Genomic DNA, 22177 nt, shown 5'->3' with positions numbered 1-22177 from the left:
TCAATTATATTTCAAATTCATTTAAGTCATAAGCAACTTTCGTTTGTTTGAATATAGACCGTGCATCTTTTTCTAATTGTTTTACATCTGCCCCTAAATATCTCGAGCTAATGTGATTTAAATATAATTGCTTAACATTTGATGCTTTAGCAACTTGAGCCGCTTGTTCGACCGTAGAATGGAAATAACGATTGGCCATTTTGTTCTCGCCTTTTGCATGTGTCCCTTCATGAACAAGAACATCAGCATCTTCGGCTAATTTCTTGATGTTTGCATTGGGTCTCGTATCTCCTATGATTGCAATCACTTTGCCTGGTTGGACTTCACCAACAAAATCTTTACCATCCAGTTTAGTACCATCTTCTAAAGTGACTGTTTTTCCATTTTTTAACATCCCAAATATCGGTCCGTTAGGAATATTGTATTCTTTAAGTTTATCAACCAATAACACACCATCGGATTTCGGTTCTTCAATTCTATAGCCAAATGACAGAATATTATGTTGTAGAGGTAAGTATTTAACTTTCCAGCCCTTATTTAATTGAATTTCGCCACCCTTTGGATCTAGTTCAACTATATTTACTTTATAAAGTAAATTTGATTTTGAATATTTTAATGATGCATTAATGTATTGTTCAATACCTGTAGGTCCGTAGATGGTAATAGGTTGGTTATCTCCGCCTTGAAACGAACGACTACTTAAAAATCCTGGTAAGCCGAATATATGATCTCCATGCATATGAGTAATAAATATATTTTTGACCTTACCCGGTTTTAATGTTGTTTTTAATATTTGATGTTGAGTTCCTTCTCCACAGTCAAATAGCCAAGTTTCATTCAATTCATTCAATAGCTTTAACGCTAAAGAACTTACATTACGACTTTTTGATGGAACGCCAGCGCCAGTTCCTAAAAATAATATTTCCATAGTCACTACCTTTCCTTAATACATTATATTTTACTACAATTTTTTGAGAATTTCTTTACATTTATCTTATTAAACATAAAAAGAGTGTTAGTGAGTTAATCTCCCCACCAACACTCCTCAATTAACTAATACTTTTATCTTTGACGATATATTTCTTTAGCAATAAAGACTGATAATTCATGTGCTCCTTCTTCAGTTGGATGCGCACCATCATCTCTTTGCCAACCTGTTTGGTCATTTGAGTAACTTGCCCAATCAATAATATGAACATTACCAAATCGTTGAGCCGCTGCTAATAATTGTTGATTAGCGTCAGACACCCAAGAACGCTTTGTATCGGATGTAACAAAGAAAATATCATGTTCTGGTCCAATCGCTTCAATGTAGTCATTAATTTGACCTGCTGTAAAGGTTCCATTTGATCCCATCATTGTAACAACTGTTGGTTTCAAAAGCCCACTTTGATCTAAACTATTAACAACCGACACACTATTATACAGTTGACGTCCGACTTCACCGTTAATGACCGCTTTCGGGAAGACATTTTGAATTTGTTTTGTAGCCGCTAATAAAGTAGAGTCTCCTACAAAGGTAATGTCTAATCCATTAGCATAGAGCATTTTTTGTTGGCCGAGGCCTTCAATATTGTTAACTACTTTCACATTTTCAGTATCTTCTGTCTGTGTATCTTCGGCTATTTGGGAGTTCGTTTCAATAATCGTTTGCAATTCTTCTGCCGTTTGAGCTCTTTCTTCAGGTGCAGCAAAAATTCCAATCGTACCAATGACGAAAATCACAATATAAGCACCTGTAATCACTTTAACGTTTAAAAGAGTCCCTTTATGAGATCTTAAATATTTTAATTGGTGACGTGTTTTCTTAATATTAAAGTCTTGTCCAAGTGGTAAACTAATAGTCACTTGCTCAAATAATCGGTAACTAATTTCAGCAAGTATCGCGATAATTAAAAACTGAATTGTATAGTTTGCCCATGATGGTAAACCTAAATTTTGCATCATATTAGGAATAATTAAATAAACAGGATAAAACCATAAATAATAAGAGTAACTACGTTTACCAATAAAGGTAAGCAGTGGAAAACTTAATATCTTGTTCCAAATCGTACTTGGGTGAATTGAAACAAGAATAAATAATGCACTTAAAAGCGTGAATAAACTCATCCCAAAGCGATAAGCAAAGGGTTGTGTTCCGTACATAAATTTACACATAAAGAACATCAAGACCATAATTAACGTCCCTATACCATTAAAGATCCAATTAATTTTACCTTTAATTGGCTTCGCAGTAAGATTCATCGGTAATATTAAACCGACAACCCCACCTGCTGTATAAGAGAACGCCCGTGTAAATACACTATAATAAATACGTGTAGGGTCTTCACCGTCTTTATATAAATAACCCATTAAAAATGCTGATACAACAGTAACGATGAGTAACATATTCACCGTTGTTGTTTGTTTCTTATGCCAAGAATATAATAGCAATATTATTACGGGTGTAAGTAATATTAACTGACCTAAAATTCCGACATACCATAAGTGCGTGAAGGCACTTGGGTTTGCAGCTTGAACGAAATAAGACTGTTCATTCAAGATTTGATAATAGTTGTTAAAGAAAGCAAGTCCTGATAAAGCCATATTTCTAAGGTTAAATAAAGACCCTCTTGAAAATAACAAGATAAAAGAACTTGCTGTTATAATCATGGCTAACATTGGGAAAAACAATCGACTTAACCTTTTTTTATAAAAGTTTAAGTAATTTATTTTAATTCCTTTTTGGCTAGCACTAACAAAGTGTCTAAAGTTAAAAAAACCAGCGATTAACAAGAACATATTTACCGCTAAAAATCCACCGGGTAAAATATGCTGGAAAAAATAATACACAATAATTGTGATAATTGATAGCCCTTTAAGACCATCAAAGATATCTAATCTTTTTTTGGACTTAGTTTCTTGTGACATGCTATCACCTAATCCATAAACTCAAACTGGAATGTTGATAACTCAACAATATCTCCTGTCTGAGCTCCAATATCACGAAGAGCTTGATCAATTCCCATACCACGCATTTGTCTTTGGAAACGAGCAATACTTTCATCATGTGCCATATTCGTCATCGCAAATAATTTTTCGATTTGAGCACCCGTAATGCGGTAGAAGCCTTCTTCGACTTGTTCGACTTCGAAAGGCGCTTCTTCTTGCTCTAAAGTATAATAAGCTTCTTCGATTTCAACTTCTTCTTCAAGTGGAATAAATTCTTCGTTTTGAACAAGTGAAGCTGTTTTCTTGATTAGCTGATCTACACCTTTATTTTGCCATGAGCTAATCGGGAAAATTTCTGGAACTTCTAATTCACGTTCGCCGTAATAAGCATTTAATTTTTCTTCAAAAATTTCAAGATTTTCCTCAGAGATTGCTTCGTCCATTTTGTTAGCGACAATCAACATCGGTCTCAGTAATAATCTCTCGTTATACGCTTCTAATTCATCCATAATGTCAGTGAAATCAACAAAAGGATCGCGACCATGCACTGCTCCCATATCGATGACATGTAACATAATTTTTGTTCTTTCAATGTGGCGTAAGAATTGAATTCCTAATCCAACACCTTCAGAAGCTCCTTCAATTAAACCTGGCATATCTGCGACAACAAACTCTTGTTGGTTTGCTAGTTGTACAACACCTAAGTTCGGAACTAATGTTGTAAATTGATAGTCAGCTATCTTTGGTTTTGCATTACTAATTAACGAAAGTAATGTTGATTTACCCACACTTGGGTACCCGATTAAGGCAACATCTGCAAGAACTTTTAGTTCAAGTTCTAATTCTAATTCTTCTCCGGGTTCACCATTTTCTGCAATCGAAGGTGCTGGATTTTTATGCGTTGCAAAACGAATGTTACCACGACCCCCACGTCCTCCTTTAGCAACAGTGAATTTTTGACCATTATCAACTAAATCGGCCATGAACTGACCTGTGGCAGCTGCACGAACAATCGTTCCAGGTGGAACTTTAATAATTAAATCTTCTGCTCCGGCACCGTATTTACTTTTACTCATTCCATTTTCACCATTTTTGGCTTTAAAATGACGGTTATAACGGAAATCCATTAAGGTTCTTAATCCTTCATCTACGATGAAGATAACATCTCCACCTTGACCTCCATCTCCGCCGGCTGGTCCACCATCTGGAACGTATTTCTCTCTACGGAAAGCGACCATTCCATCGCCACCCTTGCCTGCTTTGACTTCTACTTTAGCATGATCTAAAAATGTTGACATTTGACATCACTCCTTTCTTTCTATGTATAATTTTCTAAAACTTACTGTTTAACTCTCTTGGATCAATGAATTTCAATACTTTATCCGTAATAAATTTCATTGTTTTCAATCTGTTTTCTCTTATTGCTTCATTATCGTCATTAACCATATTGTTGTTGAAGTAATCGGCAATTGGATCAGACAATTTAACGAACATATCTAATGCTTTTTCTCGATCCGTAGAGAAATCTGATTTTAACATATCGAATAATCTTTGCTCTGATTCTGTTTGAGCTTTCGTTTCTTCGAATAAGCCATCTGAATTTTCTTTAACGCCTAAATTCACCACACGTGTTAAAGATTCAACTAAATTACGATACTCTTCTGGAGAGTCATTCTTAAGTTTTTGAATGCCTCTAGCAAAATTAACCCCTGCATACACATTCGCATGACGTCCATTAAGCTCTGCTTGAATGATATCATAATCAATCGCTTCTTTCTCAAGAAATTGTTGAATACGTAATTTAATAAAATCAATAAATGAGTCAATTAAATCTTCCTCGGTAACATCCATATCTTTAATCACAACTTTAACAAATTCATGCATATCAAAGTTCCAATCAAACTTCTCACTGATTTCTACCATCCCCATCGCTTGACGGCGAAGTGCATATGGATCGTTTGATCCTGTTGGGATTAATCCGATGTTAAAGTAGTTTAATAGTGTATCAAATTTATCAGCAAATGCAAGCATAGCTCCAGCTAAAGTTCCTGGTAATTCTCCCCCACTACTTGTAGGCATATATTGTTGGCTAATCGTATGTGCAATTTCGTCTGATACTCCAAATTCTTTCGCATAAATTTCACCCATTCGACCTTGTAATTCGTCAAATTCATTAACTACCTGAGTCATTAAATCAAATTTATAAATTTTAGCTGCTTCACTTGCTACAGAACCAGCTTTGGGTTCATTAATTGTTTCAGCTAATTTATTAACAATATGTTCAACGCGTTTTTGCTTTTCTGCTAATGTTCCAAGTTTAAAGTGTTCTTTAACCGACCCTAATTTCTCAGTGAAGTATGCTAAATCATGAGTCATATCTTCTTTATAGAAGAATAAAGCATCTTCTAAACGTGCTTTCAACACTTTTTTATTTCCTTTAATAACATTCTCTATATGATTGTCATCACCATTACGAACTGAGATGAAATAAGGTAATAACCTATCAGTTCCTTCTTCTAAAGCGTAGAAATACCTTTGGTGGTCTCTCATCGCAGTGATTAATACAATTTGTGGGATTTCTAAATACTCGTCCTCGAATTGACCAAAGAAGGCTGTCGGCCATTCAACTAATGCAGTCACTTCATCTAATAAATCTTCAGTCATTGGAATATTCCAATGATTGTCTGAAGAAATTTGTTCGATTTGTTTGATAATAACATCTTTTCTTTCAGATGAATCAACAAGCACAAACTCATCTCTTAATTTTTCTACATAAGTATTAGGAGACGTAATTTCTGTCCTCCCACCTAGGAAACGATGACCAGTTGATGTATTTCCTGCTTCTATATTAATAAAGCTAAATGGAACAACTTCATCATCAAGTAATGATACAATCCAATGTACTGGACGGATAAAACTTTTATTGAATGAATTCCAAGTCATGCTAACTGGGAATGTCATCGCGTTTAATACATCAGCCATATTCGCTAATACCTCTTTAACTGATAAGCCCTCTGTATGTTTATTAACGAAGATATAGTCTTCATCTTTAATTTGTTCAACGAAAATGTCATCGACAGTTAATTTTTGTCCGCGAACAAAGCCTTGTGCTGCTTTACTCCATTCACCTTCTTCGTCCTGAGCAATACGTAATGCAGGTCCTTTAACTTTCTCAGATACGTCTTCTTGACGTTCCGCAATACCTTTAACAATCACAGCTAAGCGTCTTGGTGTTGAATAAGCAACTGCATCATCATAAGTTAATCGGTTATCAGTTAAAAACTGCTCAACTTTATCTTTTAATTGGTCACTTAATTCAGTTAAAAAACGAGCAGGTATTTCTTCCATTCCAACTTCTAATAAATAATCTTTTGTCATGTCAATCGCTCCTTTACGCTTTGTCTTTATTTAATAATGGGAAGCCAAGTTCTTCACGCTCATTAACAAATGCTTGTGCAACAGAGCGAGCCATCTTTCTAATTCTACCTAAGTACCCAGCACGGTCTGACTGAGAGATCACTCCACGTGCATCAAGTAAATTGAATGTGTGCGAACATTTTAAGATGTAATCATAGGCTGGATGTGACAGTCCATTATCAATTAAATTCATTGCTTCTTTTTCAAATGCATTAAATTGAGTGAAAAGCATTTCTGTATTACTTAAATCAAATGAGTAAGTCGAGTGTTCACGTTCAGGTTGTTTAAATATTTCACCATATTTCACTCCCGGAGCCCATTCTAAATCATAAACATTATCCACATCTAGAATATACATGGCTAAACGCTCTAGTCCATATGTTAATTCACTTGTTACTGGGTCTACTTTTAAACCACCTACTTGTTGGAAGTAAGTAAATTGTGTAATTTCCATTCCATCAATCCATACTTCCCATCCTAATCCTGCACAGCCTAATGATGGGTTTTCCCAGTTATCTTCAACAAAACGAATGTCATGCGCAAGTGGGTCAATCCCTAAAGCCACTAAGCTATCTAAGTATAATTCTTGAATATTTGTCGGAGATGGTTTCATCACAACTTGAAATTGATGATGTTGATATAAACGGTTTGGGTTTTCACCATAACGCCCATCAGCTGGACGTCTTGATGGTTCAACATACGCTGCATTCCAAGGCTCAGGTCCGATTGCACGTAAGAAAGTATACGGGCTCATTGTCCCTGCTCCTTTTTCAGTGTCATAACTTTGTAAAATTAAACACCCTTGTTCTGCCCAAAATTGTTGTAATGTTAATATCATTTCTTGAATTGTCTTTGCCATTGATAATTCCTCTTTTCTGTAAAATAAAAAAACTGCCCCTATGATTAGATAAAAATCTAAATCATAGGGACGAAGTAAATTCGCGGTTCCACCCTAATTCAAGCGTTAACTTGCACTTATGTCAAACGATTCAATTAAAAAAACACTTTTAAGGCTGCCTTCGATTTGGTCTAGCTTTCACTCTCCTAGACTCGCTTTACTATCTTATTTAATCACCTTAATACATAGAACATCATACTACAATTCACTCAAATTCTCAATCAGATTTGTGTCGTTTTCTGATGACATCTTGCATGGAAGCACTTAATGTATCCAAATTATTTAAATAACTCTTGCTCTTTAAGTTAATACCGACAAATTCTTTATAAATTTCATCCATTAATCGACGCAATTCTTGAATAGTCTCTTGACTAACTTGAATACTATTAATTTGATGCAAACTAGCTAAATCAAGTCGACTTGCAATAAACATTGCCTTAGGCGCGATATGCATTCGAAATGAATCTTCATGAAAGTGCTTCTGACATAACACTCCTTGTAATTTCATACTGAAATCAAAGGGCTGTACCGTTGTCCCACAGATGCGACATCGATCAAAATGTATGTCAAAACCAAAATATCTTAGTAACTTAATCTCCATGCTGATCGTAATCGCTTCGTAAGAGACATCGCTATTCATTAGTTCCAATGCTTTCTTTAGCATATCATATAATGCTTGATCGGGTGTGTTGTCATTAATCGCTGCATCGACTAATTGAGTCACATAACTTGAATATGCTTGTTTCATATAATCAGTTTGAATTTTCCGGTGAATTTCAATCGTATTCGCTTCTTTTAGAAAAGACAAGCCTTCTTCATTTATGTTGCCAATATAGTGGTTCACTGTGAGTGGTATCAGTTGACTAGTTAAGCGATGATTAGGTTTTTGTAAGCCTCTTACAAAGAACATTTTTGTTCCATAATCTTCTGTAAAAATCTTTACGAGCGCATCATGTTCCAGATGCTTTCTTTGAAACAAAACAATCCCTTCGAACCGTTCATTCAACTAATCACCTCTATCGTTTAATAATTATCTGGTTGATAACCAAAGTCATTCAATTGAGTGCGACGATCGCGCCAATTCTTTTGAACTTTCACCCATAAATCGAGATAAACTTTATCTCCTAATAGAATTTCAATATCTCGACGAGCGCGTTGTCCAATTTTTTTAATCATTGATCCTTGGGCTCCGATAATAATACCTTTTTGAGAACTACGTTCGACAATAATAGCAGCTTGAATCTCAATCTTATCATCTTCGTTACGTTTCATACTCTCAACTTGAACCGCTACTGAATGCGGAATCTCTTCGCGTGTTAATTCTAATATTTTCTCACGAATAAATTCAGCGACAATAAAGTATTCTGGATGATCCATCACTTGGTCAGCTGGATAGTATTGAGGTCCTTCTGGAATAATTTCTTTAATTCCTTTGATTAGTGCATCAACGTTATTACCTTCCGTGGCACTGATTGGATAGATTTCATCAAAATCATGTTCTTGACGGTAAGTGTCAATGATTGGTAATAATTCGTCTGGTGTTACTAAGTCAATCTTATTAATAACTAAGAACACAGGAATGTTTGCTTGTTTCACACGTTCAATCACTAAGCGGTCTCCAGGTCCGATTTTTTCAGAGGCATTCACAACTACTAAGATTCCATCTACCCCTTTAAGTGCGCTGTATGCTGCATTCAACATAAAGTCACCTAACGCATGTTTCGGTTTATGAATTCCCGGTGTATCAATGAAGACAATTTGGCTTTCTTCATCGGTCACAACCCCTTGAATTCGATTACGAGTTGTTTGCGCTTTGTCAGACATAATGGCTACTTTTTGTCCGACGAAACGGTTTAATAAAGTTGATTTCCCTACATTTGGTCTACCAATAATGGTAATAAAACCTGATTTAAATTTGTTATTTTTCATAAACACTCCTTAATTAATAAATATTAACTTCCAAATTTTTGGTATAAATATAATCATTCCAATAACAACCGACATGGTTGCAACCACTAATACTGCACCAGCGGATGCATCTTTTGCTTTTTTCGCTAGTTGATGGTACTCCTTTTGACACGCTAAATCAACTGTATGTTCGATGGAAGTGTTCAATAATTCCATACCGATGACTAAGCCGATGCAAATAACGATACTTAACCACTCTACTAAACTAATATTGAATAAAAAGCCCGCAACAATAACTAAAACTGTAATAATCATATGGATTTTAATATTTCTTTCAATTTTTACAGTCTCCATAATCCCTTGAACTGCATGATAAACAGACTTTGTAAATTTGTTATTGCCCTCGTGAAAAGCCATTTTCTTCTAGCACCTCTTCTTGTAACGAGAACATTTCTTTTTCGTCAGCTTCGGTTTGATGGTCATACCCATTCAAATGTAAGAAGCCATGGACAGCTAAGAATGCTAATTCTCTTTCGACTGAATGTCCATAATCTTCAGCCTGCTCAACAGTTTTTTCAAAAGAAATAATAATATCTCCTAAGTGTTTAGACACATCATTGCCACCTTCAATGTCAGAAAATGAATCAAAGTTGAAGTTCGGTGCCTCATCTACGTCTTCCTCTAAAGCAAAACTTAATACATCCGTTGGGCGATCAATACCACGATACTCTTTATTCAATTCATGAATAATATCATTAGATACGATTGAGATATCGACTTCGATACCTTCGCCTAATCCAAGTTTGTGAGCTGTTTGGGTAATAATGTGGTTTAACATCTCTGTATGTTCTTCAGTTAGTAACCCATCTTCATCTATTAAATCTATAATCATTAGTTGTCCTCCGTTTTTTAATCTGGATACTCCACCCGAGTATGAAATGTACTTGCTATAGTGTGTACAATTGATTTTTTAACTTTTTCTAATTCAGCGACTGTCATATGACACTCTTCAAATTGTCCTTCAGCCAATTTCCCATTAATAATATTATCAACTAAATTTTCAAATGCCGTTTGCGTATGTTCCTTAATTGTTCTAGAAGCGGCTTCAACTGAATCAGCAATCATGATAATCATCGCCTCTTTACTTTGAGGCTTAGGTCCAGGATAGCGGAACTTTTCCTCGTCCACATGATTGTTTGTTTGTTTAGCCTGATGATAAAAATACCTTACTAAAGTGGTTCCGTGATGTTGCATACAAATATCTATAACACTTTCTGGCATATCATATTCTCGTAAGATCTTTTCACCTTCAGTGACATGCCCAATAATAATGGCAGCACTCTCTTCAGCCGTCACCATTGAATGTGGAGACTCCATTCCTTCAGATAAATTCTCAACGAAAAACAATGGATGATTTACCTTTCCAATATCATGGTAATACGATGCAATTCTTACTAATAATGAATCTGCTCCGATAGCATCCGCAGCATTCGCTGAAATATTCGCTACCATCATACTATGGTGATATGAGCCTGGTGCTTTCTCTACAATACTTTTCAATAGCGGATGAGTTAAATTCGCTAGTTGGTTTAAAGTTAATGGTGCTTTACTGCTTAAAAGTTTATGCCAGTATGGTTCAATAAAGAAATAAATACCAAAGGCTATCAGTAAATTAAATAATATAAACGATAATATAACAATTGAAATTTCAGATACTAATGAAACGTTCGTCATCAACACAATCGGCATGGCAAATACAGAATGCAAGACCAATGCATATAAAAAGCCGTACCTTAATGAGTTTTTATTCTTAACTAGTAATTGATAACTTAATGAAATTAGAGAACTAAAGAAATAAAAACTTGTAATCATAAAGGTCACAGTCATACTATCGCCGTCATGAGAAATAAATAATGCAAGTAAATTGAAAAAGCCCATAAAGAATAAGGTTAATCTTATATTGGTTCTTGGTCTTAATAACATTGGGATCACATAGATTGGCAGAAATAACATGGCGTAATCAATCCCATTCAATTGCAATATATACAACACTCTCAAGACAAGAAAACTTACTGTAAAGAGTAAGCCATAACCCAGGATTTGTGTACCCAATTCAATGTCCAATAGCGCATTTTCTTTCTCTTTTACAACATAGTAAACAAGTGCGATTGCATGAATGATAATAACTGCTGCAAAAGCAATTAATAAATCATTGTTAGACTCTCGATCTAGATAACCAAGCAAATCTAATTGTCTGTAAGTCGTTTGGTTAATAATGTGCCCTTCTTGAACGATTATTTGCCCTTGTAAGATATAGCTCGGTTGAACAGCATTCTCTGCTTCTGCACGACGCTTTTCTGTCTCGCTTTCACTATAAACTACGGTTGGTACAACCAATTCTTGCATTAATTCGCTGATAATGCCCTTATTTTCAGAGTTTATATCCAATTCGCTAATATATTGATTCACATCTGATAAAATTTGATTTAAATCAGTCGATTCAATTTCACTACTTAAAACACTCGCAAGTAAATCATTGATTTGTTGTTGCATTTGATTTAAATCTTCATTATTTACTGTTAACAGTCTAGTAATAGAATCCACTGATAACGATTCATCTAATTCTTCGACCGAATCACTCTCACTCGCTAAGATTGCTTGATTATAAATAACAAGCTGTTCCGTGGCTTCTAATTGTCCAAAAGGAACAGATTGTGTCTCAGCTCGTTGACTATCTATCGAGGTGATACCCACCAGACCACTTAATACAGAATCTTCAAGCATCTCATTAATGTCAACAGTTGAGTACTCATTCTCTCTAATAGAATAAATTAAATTAAAAAACTCTTCAGTCTGCTCCACTTGTTGATCAAGAATAGCAGGCTGAAAAACATATGCGTCTGGCACGCTTGAGCGTGCACGTTCCATATTAATCTCAGTCTGTTCAGTATCTTCTATCGTCACAGGAGCTTGAACTGTTTTCTCCGCAACTTGGTTGATGCGAAAGTTATATTGTTCAGGTTGCACATCTGTAAAACCTATAAAAAATATCAACACAGACATAAGCAAAATAATTAGAGGGATGAATAATGTCCCTAAAACCGTCTGTAGTTTCCGTAATTGCTGGTTCATTTTACTCCCCCTCTATATAAAATTAATCTTCAGAATAAGCTCTAATAATATCCGCTACAACTGGATGACGTACAACATCAAATTCATCAAAGTAATTAAATTTAATTTTATTTATTTTATTTAATTTTCTCTCAGCATCAATTAAGCCTGATTTAACACCTTTTGGTAAGTCAATTTGAGTTTGGTCTCCGTTAATAATCATCTTAGAACCAAAGCCAAGTCGTGTTAAGAACATCTTCATTTGTGCAATGGTTGTATTTTGAGCTTCATCTAAGATAACAAAAGCGTCATCTAATGTACGACCACGCATATATGCTAAAGGCGCAATTTCAATAATACCTCTTTCCATCAAACGATTTGTATGTTCCATCCCAAAAATAGCATAAAGTGCATCGTAAACAGGTCTCAGATATGGATCTACTTTTTCTTTCAAGTCGCCTGGTAAAAATCCAAGGCTCTCTCCGGCTTCTACGGCAGGACGAGTTAAGATGATTTTCTTAACACGGCCTTCTCTCATAGCTTGAACTGCTAAAACTACCGCTAAGAAAGTTTTCCCTGTACCTGCTGGCCCGATTCCAAACACCACATCGTGAGTTTCAACTGCTTTGACATATTGTAATTGTCCAAAATTTTTCGCACGAATCGCTGTTCCGTCATATGCTCGACCGATGACTTCTTCAAATAGGTTAATGAAATATTCAATGGTTCCATTTTTTGCCATCTTAACAGCAGTAATGATATCCATCGTTCGAGGGGTAATCCCTCTTTCTAAAAGCTCAACTAAATTCAACATGATTGCTCGTGTCATCTCAACATCATCTTCTTTTCCTGATATTGTTATGACTTCGCCACGATTACTCACCTGAATGTTAAAGTTCTCTTCGAGTAATCGAACATACTTATCATGTGTTCCTAGTATCGCTAATAACCAATCTTGGTTTGATACAATAACTTGTTGTGAAAATGCATCTGCTCCGCTCAAATAATACGCTCCTTTTATCATTGTCTTTAATTAAAATAAGATTACCATAAATACATAAAAAAATGAACTTTAGTACCTAATTATAACAAAATCCTTTAAACATTGCATGGTAGAGCAAAGTTACTTCATTTTTTCATCTTTACATCTAATTTACACAATATTTACAGGAAATTTACACTTCTATCGTATAGTTAGTGATGGAAATAACAAAAATATTGTAGAAGGAGAATGTAATTGAAATCTTTGAAAAAAATGGTCTTGTCTGCTTTACTGGCAACCACTATGTTATCAAGCGTTGGATTTAATGTTCACGCACAAGAAACAACCACAGGTTCAATCACTGAAAATACACATATTGCTAATGAGGAACGTGCGAATGACGAGGCATATTCTGAAGAAGCAATTACGGCAGAAGACGGCTTTGAATTCGATGATGAAGGGAATATTACGGCTGTAACGATTGGTGGAGAAACTGCAGATGTTACTCAAGAAAACCCAGCTAATCCGGAAACACCTGAAAATAATTCACCAAACAGAATTACAACAAACTTAACCGATGACCCTTCGACATCTATGCACTTCCAATGGCATACAACCGATGCAGATGAGAATGCAAAATTATACATTTGGGAAGAGGGGCAATCGATGGATGACGCTATTGAAGTAGATCCTGAAATCATTGAGATTGATGATGCCTTCTATAACCAAATGACAGAAGACGGGCATTACGTTTATGCTATTATGTGGGATGAGGAAGAGAATGAGCCCATAACAGACGATGATGACCCATGGATTGCAACTGAAAATCCTGATGAAGTTGTTGGATACTATACTGATGAAGTATTCTCAGATGACAACCTATTATGGTTAGACAAAGGGTTTGATAATTATTCTTTAGGTTTACCTTACCCTAGCTTTACTGAAACAGCATATAAAGCAACAGTGACTGAATTAAATCCAAACACTGTATATCACTATACAGTTGGAAATAAAGACGGTGAATTATCAGACGAAGCGACATTTACAACAGCAAGCGAATCAAGTGATGATTTCTCATTCATTCACTATACTGACACTCAAAACGCTTTCTCATCAGAAAACCAACGTTCAGAAGCAGATTATTCAAATTCAACCATTCAATCAATGTTAGAAAATCCTAATGCAGAAGATGCCCGCTTTGCACTACACACAGGTGATGTAGTTAATGATGACTGGAACGATACAGAATGGAACTTAACTTTAGATGCATTATTACCATTAAATAATGAAATGCCACATATGTTTATCACCGGTAACCATGATAATGATAACTTCTTAGATCATATTAATACCGACAATGCAGTTGAAGGGATGGATTCTGGTGCAGCTTATTCAACACGTTATAACGGTGTACAATTCATTAACTTAAACACTGAACAAGCAAATGAATCAGACGAAGATGAAGCACCAGCAATCTTAGATAACCAAATGAAGTGGTTTGAAGAAGAGTTACAAAAAGCTCAAGAAGCTAAGGACAACGGAGACATTGACTGGGTATTTGTCAGCTATCACCGCCCTCTATTCTCTTCATCTTATCATTCATTAGAAGATGAAAGTGTCCAATTAATTCGTGATGATTTAATGGCTTTACTAGATGAGTATGATGTAGACTTAGTCTTCAATGGGCACGATCATAACTTAACCGTGACTCATGCACTAACTCATAATGCTGAAACCTTCGGTAACGCAGAAGTAGCCACTGCAGGTGAAACGAATGAAGATGTGACAACGTTCAATAATCCTGAAGGAACGGTCTTCTTCATTCCTAGTACAGCGGGAACTAAGACTTATAATACGATTTATAAGCTTGAAAGTTTTGATTGGATCTTAGAAAACGAAGATATTCATGAAACATACGAAGACTTATTCGGTCATGAAATAACCGAAGAAAATATTAATAGCTTCCGCGAGTTGTTATTAACAGAAGAACAACCTTTCATTTCTTCATTCTATGCAGAAGGTCATTCAAATGCACGTGAATCAAACTTCCAACACTACTCTGTTGTAGACGTAACTTCGGATACTGTCACTTATGAATTATATCAAGTGGTTGGTGAAGATTTAGACAACCGTGAAACGACACTTGTTCATTCTTATGAAATTACAAAATAATTTTCTTTACTAGAAAAATAAAGCTGCGAGTAATATTTCTTTTACTCACAGCTTTTTCTATGGAAAATAAAAACACCCTTTCGGGTGTTTAAAAAGATTAACCTAATAGATTCTTTGTAACTTCTTTTACAAGATTACCATCAGCTTTTCCTTTTAGGTTGGCCATAGCTTTCCCCATAACTTTACCAAAGTCAGACTTAGACGTTGCATTCAGTTCGTCCATTACTTTTCGAACTTCAACTTCAATCTCTTCTTCTGATAATTGTTTAGGTAAGTAACGTTCGACTACTACAATTTCATCGGTTACTTCATCTACTAAATCTTGTCGTCCAGCTTTTTCAAATTCAGCTAAAGAATCTTTACGCTGTTTTAATTCGCGAGAAATAATCGTAATTTCTTGCTCCTCATTTAAAGGTTCAGAATGCTCTAATTGCTCCATTTGTAATGCCGACTTCAACATACGTAATACTTTTAAAGTCTCTTTATCTCTAGCCTTCATCGCTTGCTTGACGTCTTGATTAATTCGTTCAGTTAGTGACATTTCGCCTCACCTATCTGTTATTTAGAATTTTCTTTTACGAGCTGCTTCCGATTTTTTCTTACGTTTAACACTTGGTTTTTCGTAAAATTCACGTTTACGTGCTTCTCTTAAAGTACCTGTTTTTGAAACATCTCGCTTAAAGCGACGAAGAGCGTCTTCTAATGATTCGTTATCACGAACTACTGTTTTAGACATTATGAATCCCCTCCTCCCAAGCTTTTCTGACCTTACTATTTTTTATGCAAAATAATAAAGTTCTTGTAATATTATAATCAAACAACCTTGTCTTTGCAAGGTCTTAATGAAACTTTTTTCATAGAAAGTGTCAATTTATTTCCAAAAATTCGATTAAATATAGGTTTTTTATGCTGTTTATCGCAAAATTTATTAGATAAGATTTTTAATTTAAGTTTTATACTTTACACTTTGAACATAAACCAAATATTTCAAATCGATGTGTGTCAATTTGAACATCATTTAAAGCATCCGTCATTTTGGTTAAATCCATCGGGCATGTTTCTAAAGGTATTGCCATCCCACAATTTGTACAAATGAAATGATGGTGATGGTGATTGTGGTCTAAACAATTCATACGAAAATGTTGTTCTTGGTTATATTCTGTTGCTTCCAGAATACCAGCTTCGACAAAGTCATATACATTACGATACGTAGTGTTGTAACTCATTGTGGGATAATTTTCTGTTAGCTTCTCATGAACTGTTTGCGCACTTAAGTAACGATCATTACACGCAAACAGCGTTAATATTTCTTGTCTTTTTTTAGTGTTTTTAAAGCCGAATTCTTTTAATTTTAAAATTGCTTCATTAATTTTATTTTCTTCTTTTTTTGTTATAACTTCATAAGTCATTACTTGACGTCTCCTTATATAAATATGCTATGATGTAAGAACTTATAGGGGGTCATTTTAACATGAATAATAATAAAGTACTACATTATTATATTTTATCAGATTCAATTGGAGAAACTGCTCAAAAGGTGGCAAAAGCCTCTTTCGCACAGTTTCCTAATGTCAATACAGTATCACATAAATATACATTTATTTCAAACCATGAAACACTTCAATCTATTCTTGAAGATGCAAATGAACATGATGGTTTAGTGTTTATGACAATTGCCGATGCAGAACTTGCTAAATTTGCTGAAAAATATTGCATTAAGACTGGTTTAATTTGTTATAACTTAATTCAACCTTTCACTTTAGAAATTGCTCGTCGATTAGAAACTGAACCATCTGCTATCAGTGGTGCCCAATATGAATTATCAGAAGATTATTTCGATCGCATTCGTGCCATGGAATTCTGTCTAGCTTACGATGATGGTAAAGATCCTAAAGGTTTACGCGAAGCTGAGATTGTTATTCTAGGTATTTCTCGAACTGGTAAAACACCATTAAGTATGTATCTAGGTACTTTAGGCTATAAGGTCGCAAACTTACCTTTAATTCCTGAAAAGGAAGTCACACCGATTCTATACGAAATCGATCCAAAGAAAATCATTGGTTTAACGAATAGTTCTGCTGTAATAAATAAACATCGAGAATCGCGTATGAAGGAATACGGCATAGGTACGGGTTCAAAATATGCTTCTAAAACACGTGTCAATGAAGAGTTGGAATACGCTCATAAAATTTATGAAGAGTTAGGTTGTCCAATTATTAATGTTTCTGATCGTAGCATTGAAGAATCAGCGAGTATCGTCATGGAAGTCATGAATTTACCACAAAGAATCTAATATCAAAATAAACACTAACGCATACTTGGCTCTCAAAGAGCGAAATATACGTTAGTGTTTTTTTAACTTAAAATATCTGTCATTAAATTCGGATTATAAGACTTCGCTTTAAACATAGCGATTTCTTCTTTATATGGGGCAACTTTAACCTTTTCTTTCTCAGGAAGTGGCACCCAAGGTGTTTCTAGAATCTTAGGTATATGACTTAATTGTGGATGATGAACAATTACATTCAATGTGTCAAAGCCAATAGATCCTTCACCAATATTAGCATGTCTATCTTTATGGCTCTTAAAAGGATTTTTTGAATCATTGATATGTAAGACTTTTAACCGATCTAAGCCAATCACTTTATCAAATTCGTTCAAAACTCCATCTAAATCATTCACAAGATCATACCCCGCATCATAAACGTGACATGTATCTAGGGTAACTGATAATTTCTCATTGAAAGTAACGCCATCAATAATAGCGGCTAACTCTTCAAAGTTTCTACCAATCTCTGTCCCCTTACCTGCCATGGTCTCTAAAGCAATCTGAGGTGATTGTTCAGATGTTAACACTCCATTCAAGCCGTTGATAATTTGCTTAATCCCAACTTCAGCACCCGCGCCCACATGTGCACCTGGATGCATCGTAATTTGAGTGGCACCAATAGCTTCTACGCGTTCAATTTCTTCTCGTAAAAATTGCATCGCAAATTCATGGTAGCCTTCCTTCGTTGTATTAGCGAGATTAATAATGTATGGAGCATGAACGGTGAAAAATTCAATACCCTTCCCCTTCATAAACGCCTTCGCTTCTTCAATTCTAAACTCAGAGACTTCTTTACGACGCGTGTTTTGAGGCGCACCAGTGTAAATCATAAAGATATTACTTCCGTAAGATGCTGCTTCTTGAGCAGCACCTAAAAGCATCTCTTTGCCTTTCATTGAAACATGTGATCCGATATACATGATATCTCTCCTTGTTTGTTAAACCTTTAAATTACTTTTTACTTTCTTTAACTGAAATATTTAATTCACGCAATTGGTCATTACTTACTCTACTTGGAGCTTGTGACATTAAGTCTAAGCCGCGTCCTGTTTTAGGGAAGGCAATTACTTCACGAATGTTTGGTTCTTGAGCTAGAATCATAACTAAACGATCTAATCCTAATGCAATTCCGCCGTGTGGTGGGAAGCCATAATCTAACGCGTCTAATAAGAAACCAAATTGACCATATGCTTCTTCTTTAGTGAAACCTAATAAACCAAACATTTGTTCTTGCATTTCACGAGTATGGATACGAATACTTCCTCCTCCAATTTCATAACCATTTAAAACAATGTCATACGCATTTGCTAACGCATCTGCAGGATTGTTTGATAATTCAGAGATATCTGAATTTTGTGGTGATGTGAATGGGTGGTGCATGGCAACATAACGCTTGTTGTCTTCATCATACTCAAGTAATGGCCAGTCTACTACCCAAAGGAAAGCTAATTCAGATGGGTCATATAATTCGTGCTTAGATCCTAAGTGAAGTCTAAGTGCGCCTAATGAGTCTGCTACGACTTTTGTAGAGTCAGCCATAAAGAAGATGATATCTCCTACTTTAGCGTCTAACGCATTGGTTAAGTAGTTGTAGTCTTCTTCTGATGAGAAGAATTTTGCAATTGGACCGTTAAAGCCATCTTCTGAAACTTTTGTCCATGCTAGACCTTTCGCTCCATATGGTTTAACTACGTTATATAATTCGTCTGCAGTTTTACGCGTATAATCGTCTGCATGACCTTTTAAGTTGATTGCTTTTACTTGACCACCGTTATCAACTGCACCTTTGAACACTCCAAAGTCAGTTGTTTTAGCGAAGTCTGAAAGATCCACTAATTTCATTTCGAAACGAATGTCAGGTTTATCTGAACCGTATTGATCCATCGCTTCTTGATAAGTCATTACTGGGAAATCTTCAGTGATTTCAATGCCTCTAGCTGCTTTCGCTACTGCTTTTAACATATCTTCAGTAAATTCTTGAATTTCTGCTTGAGTTAAGAAACTTGTTTCAATATCAACTTGTGTAAATTCTGGTTGACGGTCTCCACGTAAATCTTCATCACGGAAACAACGTACGATTTGGTAATAACGGTCCATTCCCGCACCCATTAATAATTGTTTGAATAATTGTGGTGATTGCGGTAATGCAAAGAAATGACCTGCGTTATTTCGTGTTGGAACTAAATAGTCACGTGCCCCTTCAGGTGTTGACTTAGTTAAGTAAGGTGTTTCAACATCGATAAAGTCCAAATTATTTAAGAATTGACGAATTGTTTGAGTCACTTGGTGACGTAAACGAATGTTGTTGAACATCTTCGGACGACGTAAATCGATGAAACGATTACGTAAACGTACTTCTTCATCAGTTTCAATGCTATCTTCAACATAAATTGGCGGTGTTTTACTTTTAGCAAGAACTGTTAATTCAGTGGCTAATAATTCAAATTCACCTGTTGGAATTTTAGGGTTTACTTGCTCATCTGCACGACGTTTTAAAGTCCCTGTGACTTCAACAACGTATTCACTTCTTAAGTGATCTGCTTCATCCATTTGTTCTGGAATATATTGAGCGTTGAAGACTACTTGACAGAAGCCTTCTCTATCACGTAAGTCAATAAAGATAACGCCACCTAAGTCACGGCGCTTTTGTACCCACCCTTTTAATGTTACCTCTTTATCTACAAATGATTCATTAATTAAACCTGCATAAGTCGTTCTCTTTTTCATTAGTATTTACCTCCAAAATATTTGTCAATGGCTGATGTATCAACAGTTAATTTGCGATACTCGCCCATAAAGTCTGTCATTAAATCATCAAAAGCAACTTCGGTTTGTTTCCCAGTTCCTTGATGTTTTACTTGGACTTTTCCTGTTTCAATCTCTTGTTCTCCAATCGTAATCACAAGCGTTGTATTTAATTTATCAGCTGTCTTAAATTGTGATTTCATGCTTCGATTTAAGTAGTCACGATCAGCAACTAAACCATCTTTTCTAGCTGCATGAACAACTTGTAATGCCATCATATTTGCCTCTTCACCTAAGCTCATCACAAAGATATCTAGGCCTTCAGATTCAGGAATGTCAACGTCTTGATTCTCTAATAGAAGCATTAATCTTTCTAAACCAATACCGAAACCAAAGCCAGGTGTCTTTGGTCCGCCTAATTGTTCGACTAAGCCATCATAGCGTCCACCACCACATACAGTGGACTGTGCCCCAATAGAATCGTCAGTAGCCAGGATTTCAAAGATTGTATCTTGATAATAATCTAGGCCACGAACAATAGTTGGTGTCACAGTGAATGGAATATTCAGCGCATTTAGTAATGCTTGAACTTCATCAAAGTGTTTCTGACTTTCTTCGCCTAGAAAATCTAGAATAACTGGCGCAGACTCAGCTAAAGCTTTGTCTCTCTTATCTTTTGAATCGATAATACGCATTGGGTTATCAGCCAGACGTCTTTGCGAATCTTCACTTAATTGATCTTTAAGGGGTGTAAAGTATTCGATTAAAGCATTACGATAATTCTCACGTTCTTCAGGTTTTCCTAAAGAGTTAATGTGTAGTGATAAATTTGATAAACCTAATTCATCAAATAAATCCATCGCTAATGCAATACCTTCCACATCAGTCGCAGGATTTGTACTACCAAACACTTCGATTCCTAATTGATGGAATTGACGCTGTCTTCCAGCTTGTGGTCTTTCATAACGGAACATAGGCTCCATATAATAAACTTTTAACGGCTGTGGATGTTCAGGTCCATGCAATTTATGCTCGATATAAGCACGGGCAATTGGTGCCGTTCCTTCTGGACGTAAAGCCAGGTGACGGTCCCCTTTATCCATAAAATCATACATTTCTTTAGAAACTATATCTGTCGTATTCCCTACAGATCGTTTAAATAAATCAATCGATTCGAATAAAGGTGTTCTAATTTCTTTAAAGTTATATGAATCTAATACTGCACGAGCAGTATCTTCAACATAATGCCATTTATCAATATTAACTGGCAGAATATCTTCTGTTCCTTTTGGTTTTTTTAACATAATTTACCTCCATAAATATAAAAAAGCCCTACAGCAAGTTGCTATAGGACGTCTTCAACGCGGTACCACCTAAATTTGTAACAATATATATTATTACCTTAGAACTGTAACGTAGTTAACGGAACAACTTTGCATTGTTCATCTCCATAGTGTCTTCAATGGCTCATCTTCTACTTTCAGCGGAATGAGAAGTCTCTGTTATTGAGGCATTTACTTGGCTACTTCAACGATTTTATTAAAATACTCCTTTATTATAGAGTCTAATTAAAATTTAATCAACTAATTTATTAAAGGTTTCAAATTAAATCGTTTCCAAGCAATGTTTCTTCTACTATGATAAAATATATGAGGTAATCAGCAAATGATTTAAAACCAAACTA

19 protein-coding genes and 1 other annotated feature are annotated in these 22177 nt (G+C 35.4%); of the genes, 2 read left to right on the top strand and 17 right to left on the bottom strand.

The window, feature by feature from the left end; all coding sequences use genetic code 11:
• Positions 1-4: 4 nt before the first annotated feature.
• From rnz to ACEN4N_RS03965, 11 genes are all read right to left on the bottom strand, one after another.
• Positions 5-928 (bottom strand): ribonuclease Z, encoded by a 924-nt coding sequence (gene rnz / locus ACEN4N_RS04015; protein WP_407089942.1) that lies wholly within the window; start codon positions 926-928, stop codon positions 5-7.
• A 134-nt stretch (positions 929-1062) separates the two neighbouring features.
• Positions 1063-2910, bottom strand: a complete 1848-nt coding sequence (locus ACEN4N_RS04010) for an acyltransferase family protein (RefSeq protein WP_407089941.1) — start codon at positions 2908-2910, stop codon at positions 1063-1065.
• Between the two features lie 8 nt (positions 2911-2918).
• Positions 2919-4229: a GTPase ObgE gene (obgE, locus tag ACEN4N_RS04005; protein WP_407089940.1), complete on the bottom strand. Its 1311-nt coding sequence runs from the start codon at positions 4227-4229 to the stop codon at positions 2919-2921.
• Positions 4230-4263: 34 nt separating this feature from the next.
• Entirely contained in the window at positions 4264-6309 is a 2046-nt protein-coding gene (gene glyS, locus ACEN4N_RS04000) for a glycine--tRNA ligase subunit beta (protein WP_407089939.1), read from the bottom strand.
• A gap of 13 nt (positions 6310-6322) precedes the next feature.
• Positions 6323-7207 (bottom strand): glycine--tRNA ligase subunit alpha, encoded by an 885-nt coding sequence (gene glyQ / locus ACEN4N_RS03995; RefSeq protein WP_138403928.1) that lies wholly within the window; start codon positions 7205-7207, stop codon positions 6323-6325.
• A gap of 256 nt (positions 7208-7463) precedes the next feature.
• Complete coding sequence (recO, locus tag ACEN4N_RS03990) at positions 7464-8252, bottom strand: DNA repair protein RecO (protein WP_407089938.1); 789 nt, start codon at positions 8250-8252, stop codon at positions 7464-7466.
• A gap of 17 nt (positions 8253-8269) precedes the next feature.
• On the bottom strand, positions 8270-9175 hold the full coding sequence (gene era, locus ACEN4N_RS03985; protein WP_407089937.1) for a GTPase Era: 906 nt from the start codon (positions 9173-9175) through the stop codon (positions 8270-8272).
• A gap of 9 nt (positions 9176-9184) precedes the next feature.
• Positions 9185-9571, bottom strand: coding sequence for a diacylglycerol kinase family protein (locus tag ACEN4N_RS03980; protein ID WP_407089936.1), 387 nt, complete (start codon positions 9569-9571; stop codon positions 9185-9187).
• Positions 9549-10046, bottom strand: coding sequence for an rRNA maturation RNase YbeY (ybeY, locus tag ACEN4N_RS03975; RefSeq protein WP_407089935.1), 498 nt, complete (start codon positions 10044-10046; stop codon positions 9549-9551). The genes ACEN4N_RS03980 and ybeY overlap by 23 nt, the downstream gene beginning before the upstream one ends.
• Before the next feature lie 17 nt (positions 10047-10063).
• On the bottom strand, positions 10064-12286 hold the full coding sequence (locus ACEN4N_RS03970; protein ID WP_407089934.1) for an HD family phosphohydrolase: 2223 nt from the start codon (positions 12284-12286) through the stop codon (positions 10064-10066).
• A 22-nt stretch (positions 12287-12308) separates the two neighbouring features.
• Positions 12309-13268, bottom strand: coding sequence for a PhoH family protein (locus ACEN4N_RS03965; RefSeq protein ID WP_407089933.1), 960 nt, complete (start codon positions 13266-13268; stop codon positions 12309-12311).
• A 234-nt stretch (positions 13269-13502) separates the two neighbouring features.
• Here ACEN4N_RS03965 and ACEN4N_RS03960 point away from each other — a divergent pair, with 234 nt between their 5' ends.
• Positions 13503-15419 carry a metallophosphoesterase gene (locus ACEN4N_RS03960; RefSeq protein ID WP_407089932.1) on the top strand — a complete coding sequence of 639 codons (1917 nt, stop codon included), beginning with the start codon at positions 13503-13505 and terminating at the stop codon, positions 15417-15419.
• 97 nt (positions 15420-15516) lie between these two features.
• Here the strand turns inward: ACEN4N_RS03960 and ACEN4N_RS03955 are convergent, their stop codons facing one another.
• From ACEN4N_RS03955 to ACEN4N_RS03945, 3 genes are all read right to left on the bottom strand, one after another.
• Positions 15517-15960 carry a GatB/YqeY domain-containing protein gene (locus tag ACEN4N_RS03955; protein WP_407089930.1) on the bottom strand — a complete coding sequence of 148 codons (444 nt, stop codon included), beginning with the start codon at positions 15958-15960 and terminating at the stop codon, positions 15517-15519.
• A 21-nt stretch (positions 15961-15981) separates the two neighbouring features.
• Entirely contained in the window at positions 15982-16155 is a 174-nt protein-coding gene (gene rpsU, locus ACEN4N_RS03950; RefSeq protein ID WP_138403937.1) for a 30S ribosomal protein S21, read from the bottom strand.
• 217 nt (positions 16156-16372) lie between these two features.
• Positions 16373-16828, bottom strand: coding sequence for a Fur family transcriptional regulator (locus ACEN4N_RS03945; RefSeq protein WP_138403938.1), 456 nt, complete (start codon positions 16826-16828; stop codon positions 16373-16375).
• 62 nt (positions 16829-16890) lie between these two features.
• Between ACEN4N_RS03945 and ACEN4N_RS03940 the strand changes: the two genes are divergently transcribed.
• On the top strand, positions 16891-17712 hold the full coding sequence (locus tag ACEN4N_RS03940) for a pyruvate, water dikinase regulatory protein (RefSeq protein WP_407089929.1): 822 nt from the start codon (positions 16891-16893) through the stop codon (positions 17710-17712).
• 62 nt (positions 17713-17774) lie between these two features.
• On the opposite strand, the gene ACEN4N_RS03935 is transcribed toward ACEN4N_RS03940, so the two are convergent.
• The 3 genes from ACEN4N_RS03935 to hisS are packed head-to-tail and all read right to left on the bottom strand — an operon-like array spanning position 17775 to position 21797.
• Positions 17775-18668 (bottom strand): deoxyribonuclease IV, encoded by an 894-nt coding sequence (locus ACEN4N_RS03935; RefSeq protein WP_407089928.1) that lies wholly within the window; start codon positions 18666-18668, stop codon positions 17775-17777.
• Between the two features lie 31 nt (positions 18669-18699).
• Positions 18700-20475 (bottom strand): aspartate--tRNA ligase, encoded by a 1776-nt coding sequence (gene aspS, locus ACEN4N_RS03930; RefSeq protein ID WP_407089927.1) that lies wholly within the window; start codon positions 20473-20475, stop codon positions 18700-18702.
• Positions 20475-21797 (bottom strand): histidine--tRNA ligase, encoded by a 1323-nt coding sequence (gene hisS, locus ACEN4N_RS03925; protein ID WP_407089926.1) that lies wholly within the window; start codon positions 21795-21797, stop codon positions 20475-20477. Before hisS ends, aspS begins: the two co-directional genes overlap by 1 nt.
• A gap of 41 nt (positions 21798-21838) precedes the next feature.
• Positions 21839-22033: a binding site (T-box leader), on the bottom strand.
• Between the last annotated feature and the right edge of the window lie 144 nt (positions 22034-22177).

The organism is Ruoffia sp. FAM 20857, assembly GCF_045528645.1.
Taxonomy (GTDB): Bacteria; Bacillota; Bacilli; order Lactobacillales; family Aerococcaceae; genus Ruoffia; species Ruoffia halotolerans.
This window is presented reverse-complemented; position numbering and strand designations above follow the sequence as displayed.

Bases quoted from the DNA above. Each gene is read 5' to 3' on its own strand.
- ACEN4N_RS03955 (WP_407089930.1), bottom strand. From the start codon at position 15,960: ATGTCACTAACTGAACGAATTAATCAAGACGTCAAGCAAGCGATGAAG.
- rnz (WP_407089942.1), bottom strand. From the start codon at position 928: ATGGAAATATTATTTTTAGGAACTGGCGCTGGCGTTCCATCAAAAAGT.
- hisS (WP_407089926.1), bottom strand. From the start codon at position 21,797: ATGTTAAAAAAACCAAAAGGAACAGAAGATATTCTGCCAGTTAATATT.
- ACEN4N_RS03935 (WP_407089928.1), bottom strand. From the start codon at position 18,668: ATGTATATCGGATCACATGTTTCAATGAAAGGCAAAGAGATGCTTTTA.
- ACEN4N_RS03980 (WP_407089936.1), bottom strand. From the start codon at position 9,571: ATGGCTTTTCACGAGGGCAATAACAAATTTACAAAGTCTGTTTATCAT.
- era (WP_407089937.1), bottom strand. From the start codon at position 9,175: ATGAAAAATAACAAATTTAAATCAGGTTTTATTACCATTATTGGTAGA.
- ACEN4N_RS03945 (WP_138403938.1), bottom strand. From the start codon at position 16,828: ATGACTTATGAAGTTATAACAAAAAAAGAAGAAAATAAAATTAATGAA.
- ACEN4N_RS03940 (WP_407089929.1), top strand. From the start codon at position 16,891: ATGAATAATAATAAAGTACTACATTATTATATTTTATCAGATTCAATT.
- ACEN4N_RS04010 (WP_407089941.1), bottom strand. From the start codon at position 2,910: ATGTCACAAGAAACTAAGTCCAAAAAAAGATTAGATATCTTTGATGGT.
- aspS (WP_407089927.1), bottom strand. From the start codon at position 20,475: ATGAAAAAGAGAACGACTTATGCAGGTTTAATTAATGAATCATTTGTA.
- obgE (WP_407089940.1), bottom strand. From the start codon at position 4,229: ATGTCAACATTTTTAGATCATGCTAAAGTAGAAGTCAAAGCAGGCAAG.
- ybeY (WP_407089935.1), bottom strand. From the start codon at position 10,046: ATGATTATAGATTTAATAGATGAAGATGGGTTACTAACTGAAGAACAT.
- glyQ (WP_138403928.1), bottom strand. From the start codon at position 7,207: ATGGCAAAGACAATTCAAGAAATGATATTAACATTACAACAATTTTGG.
- rpsU (WP_138403937.1), bottom strand. From the start codon at position 16,155: ATGTCTAAAACAGTAGTTCGTGATAACGAATCATTAGAAGACGCTCTT.
- glyS (WP_407089939.1), bottom strand. From the start codon at position 6,309: ATGACAAAAGATTATTTATTAGAAGTTGGAATGGAAGAAATACCTGCT.
- ACEN4N_RS03970 (WP_407089934.1), bottom strand. From the start codon at position 12,286: ATGAACCAGCAATTACGGAAACTACAGACGGTTTTAGGGACATTATTC.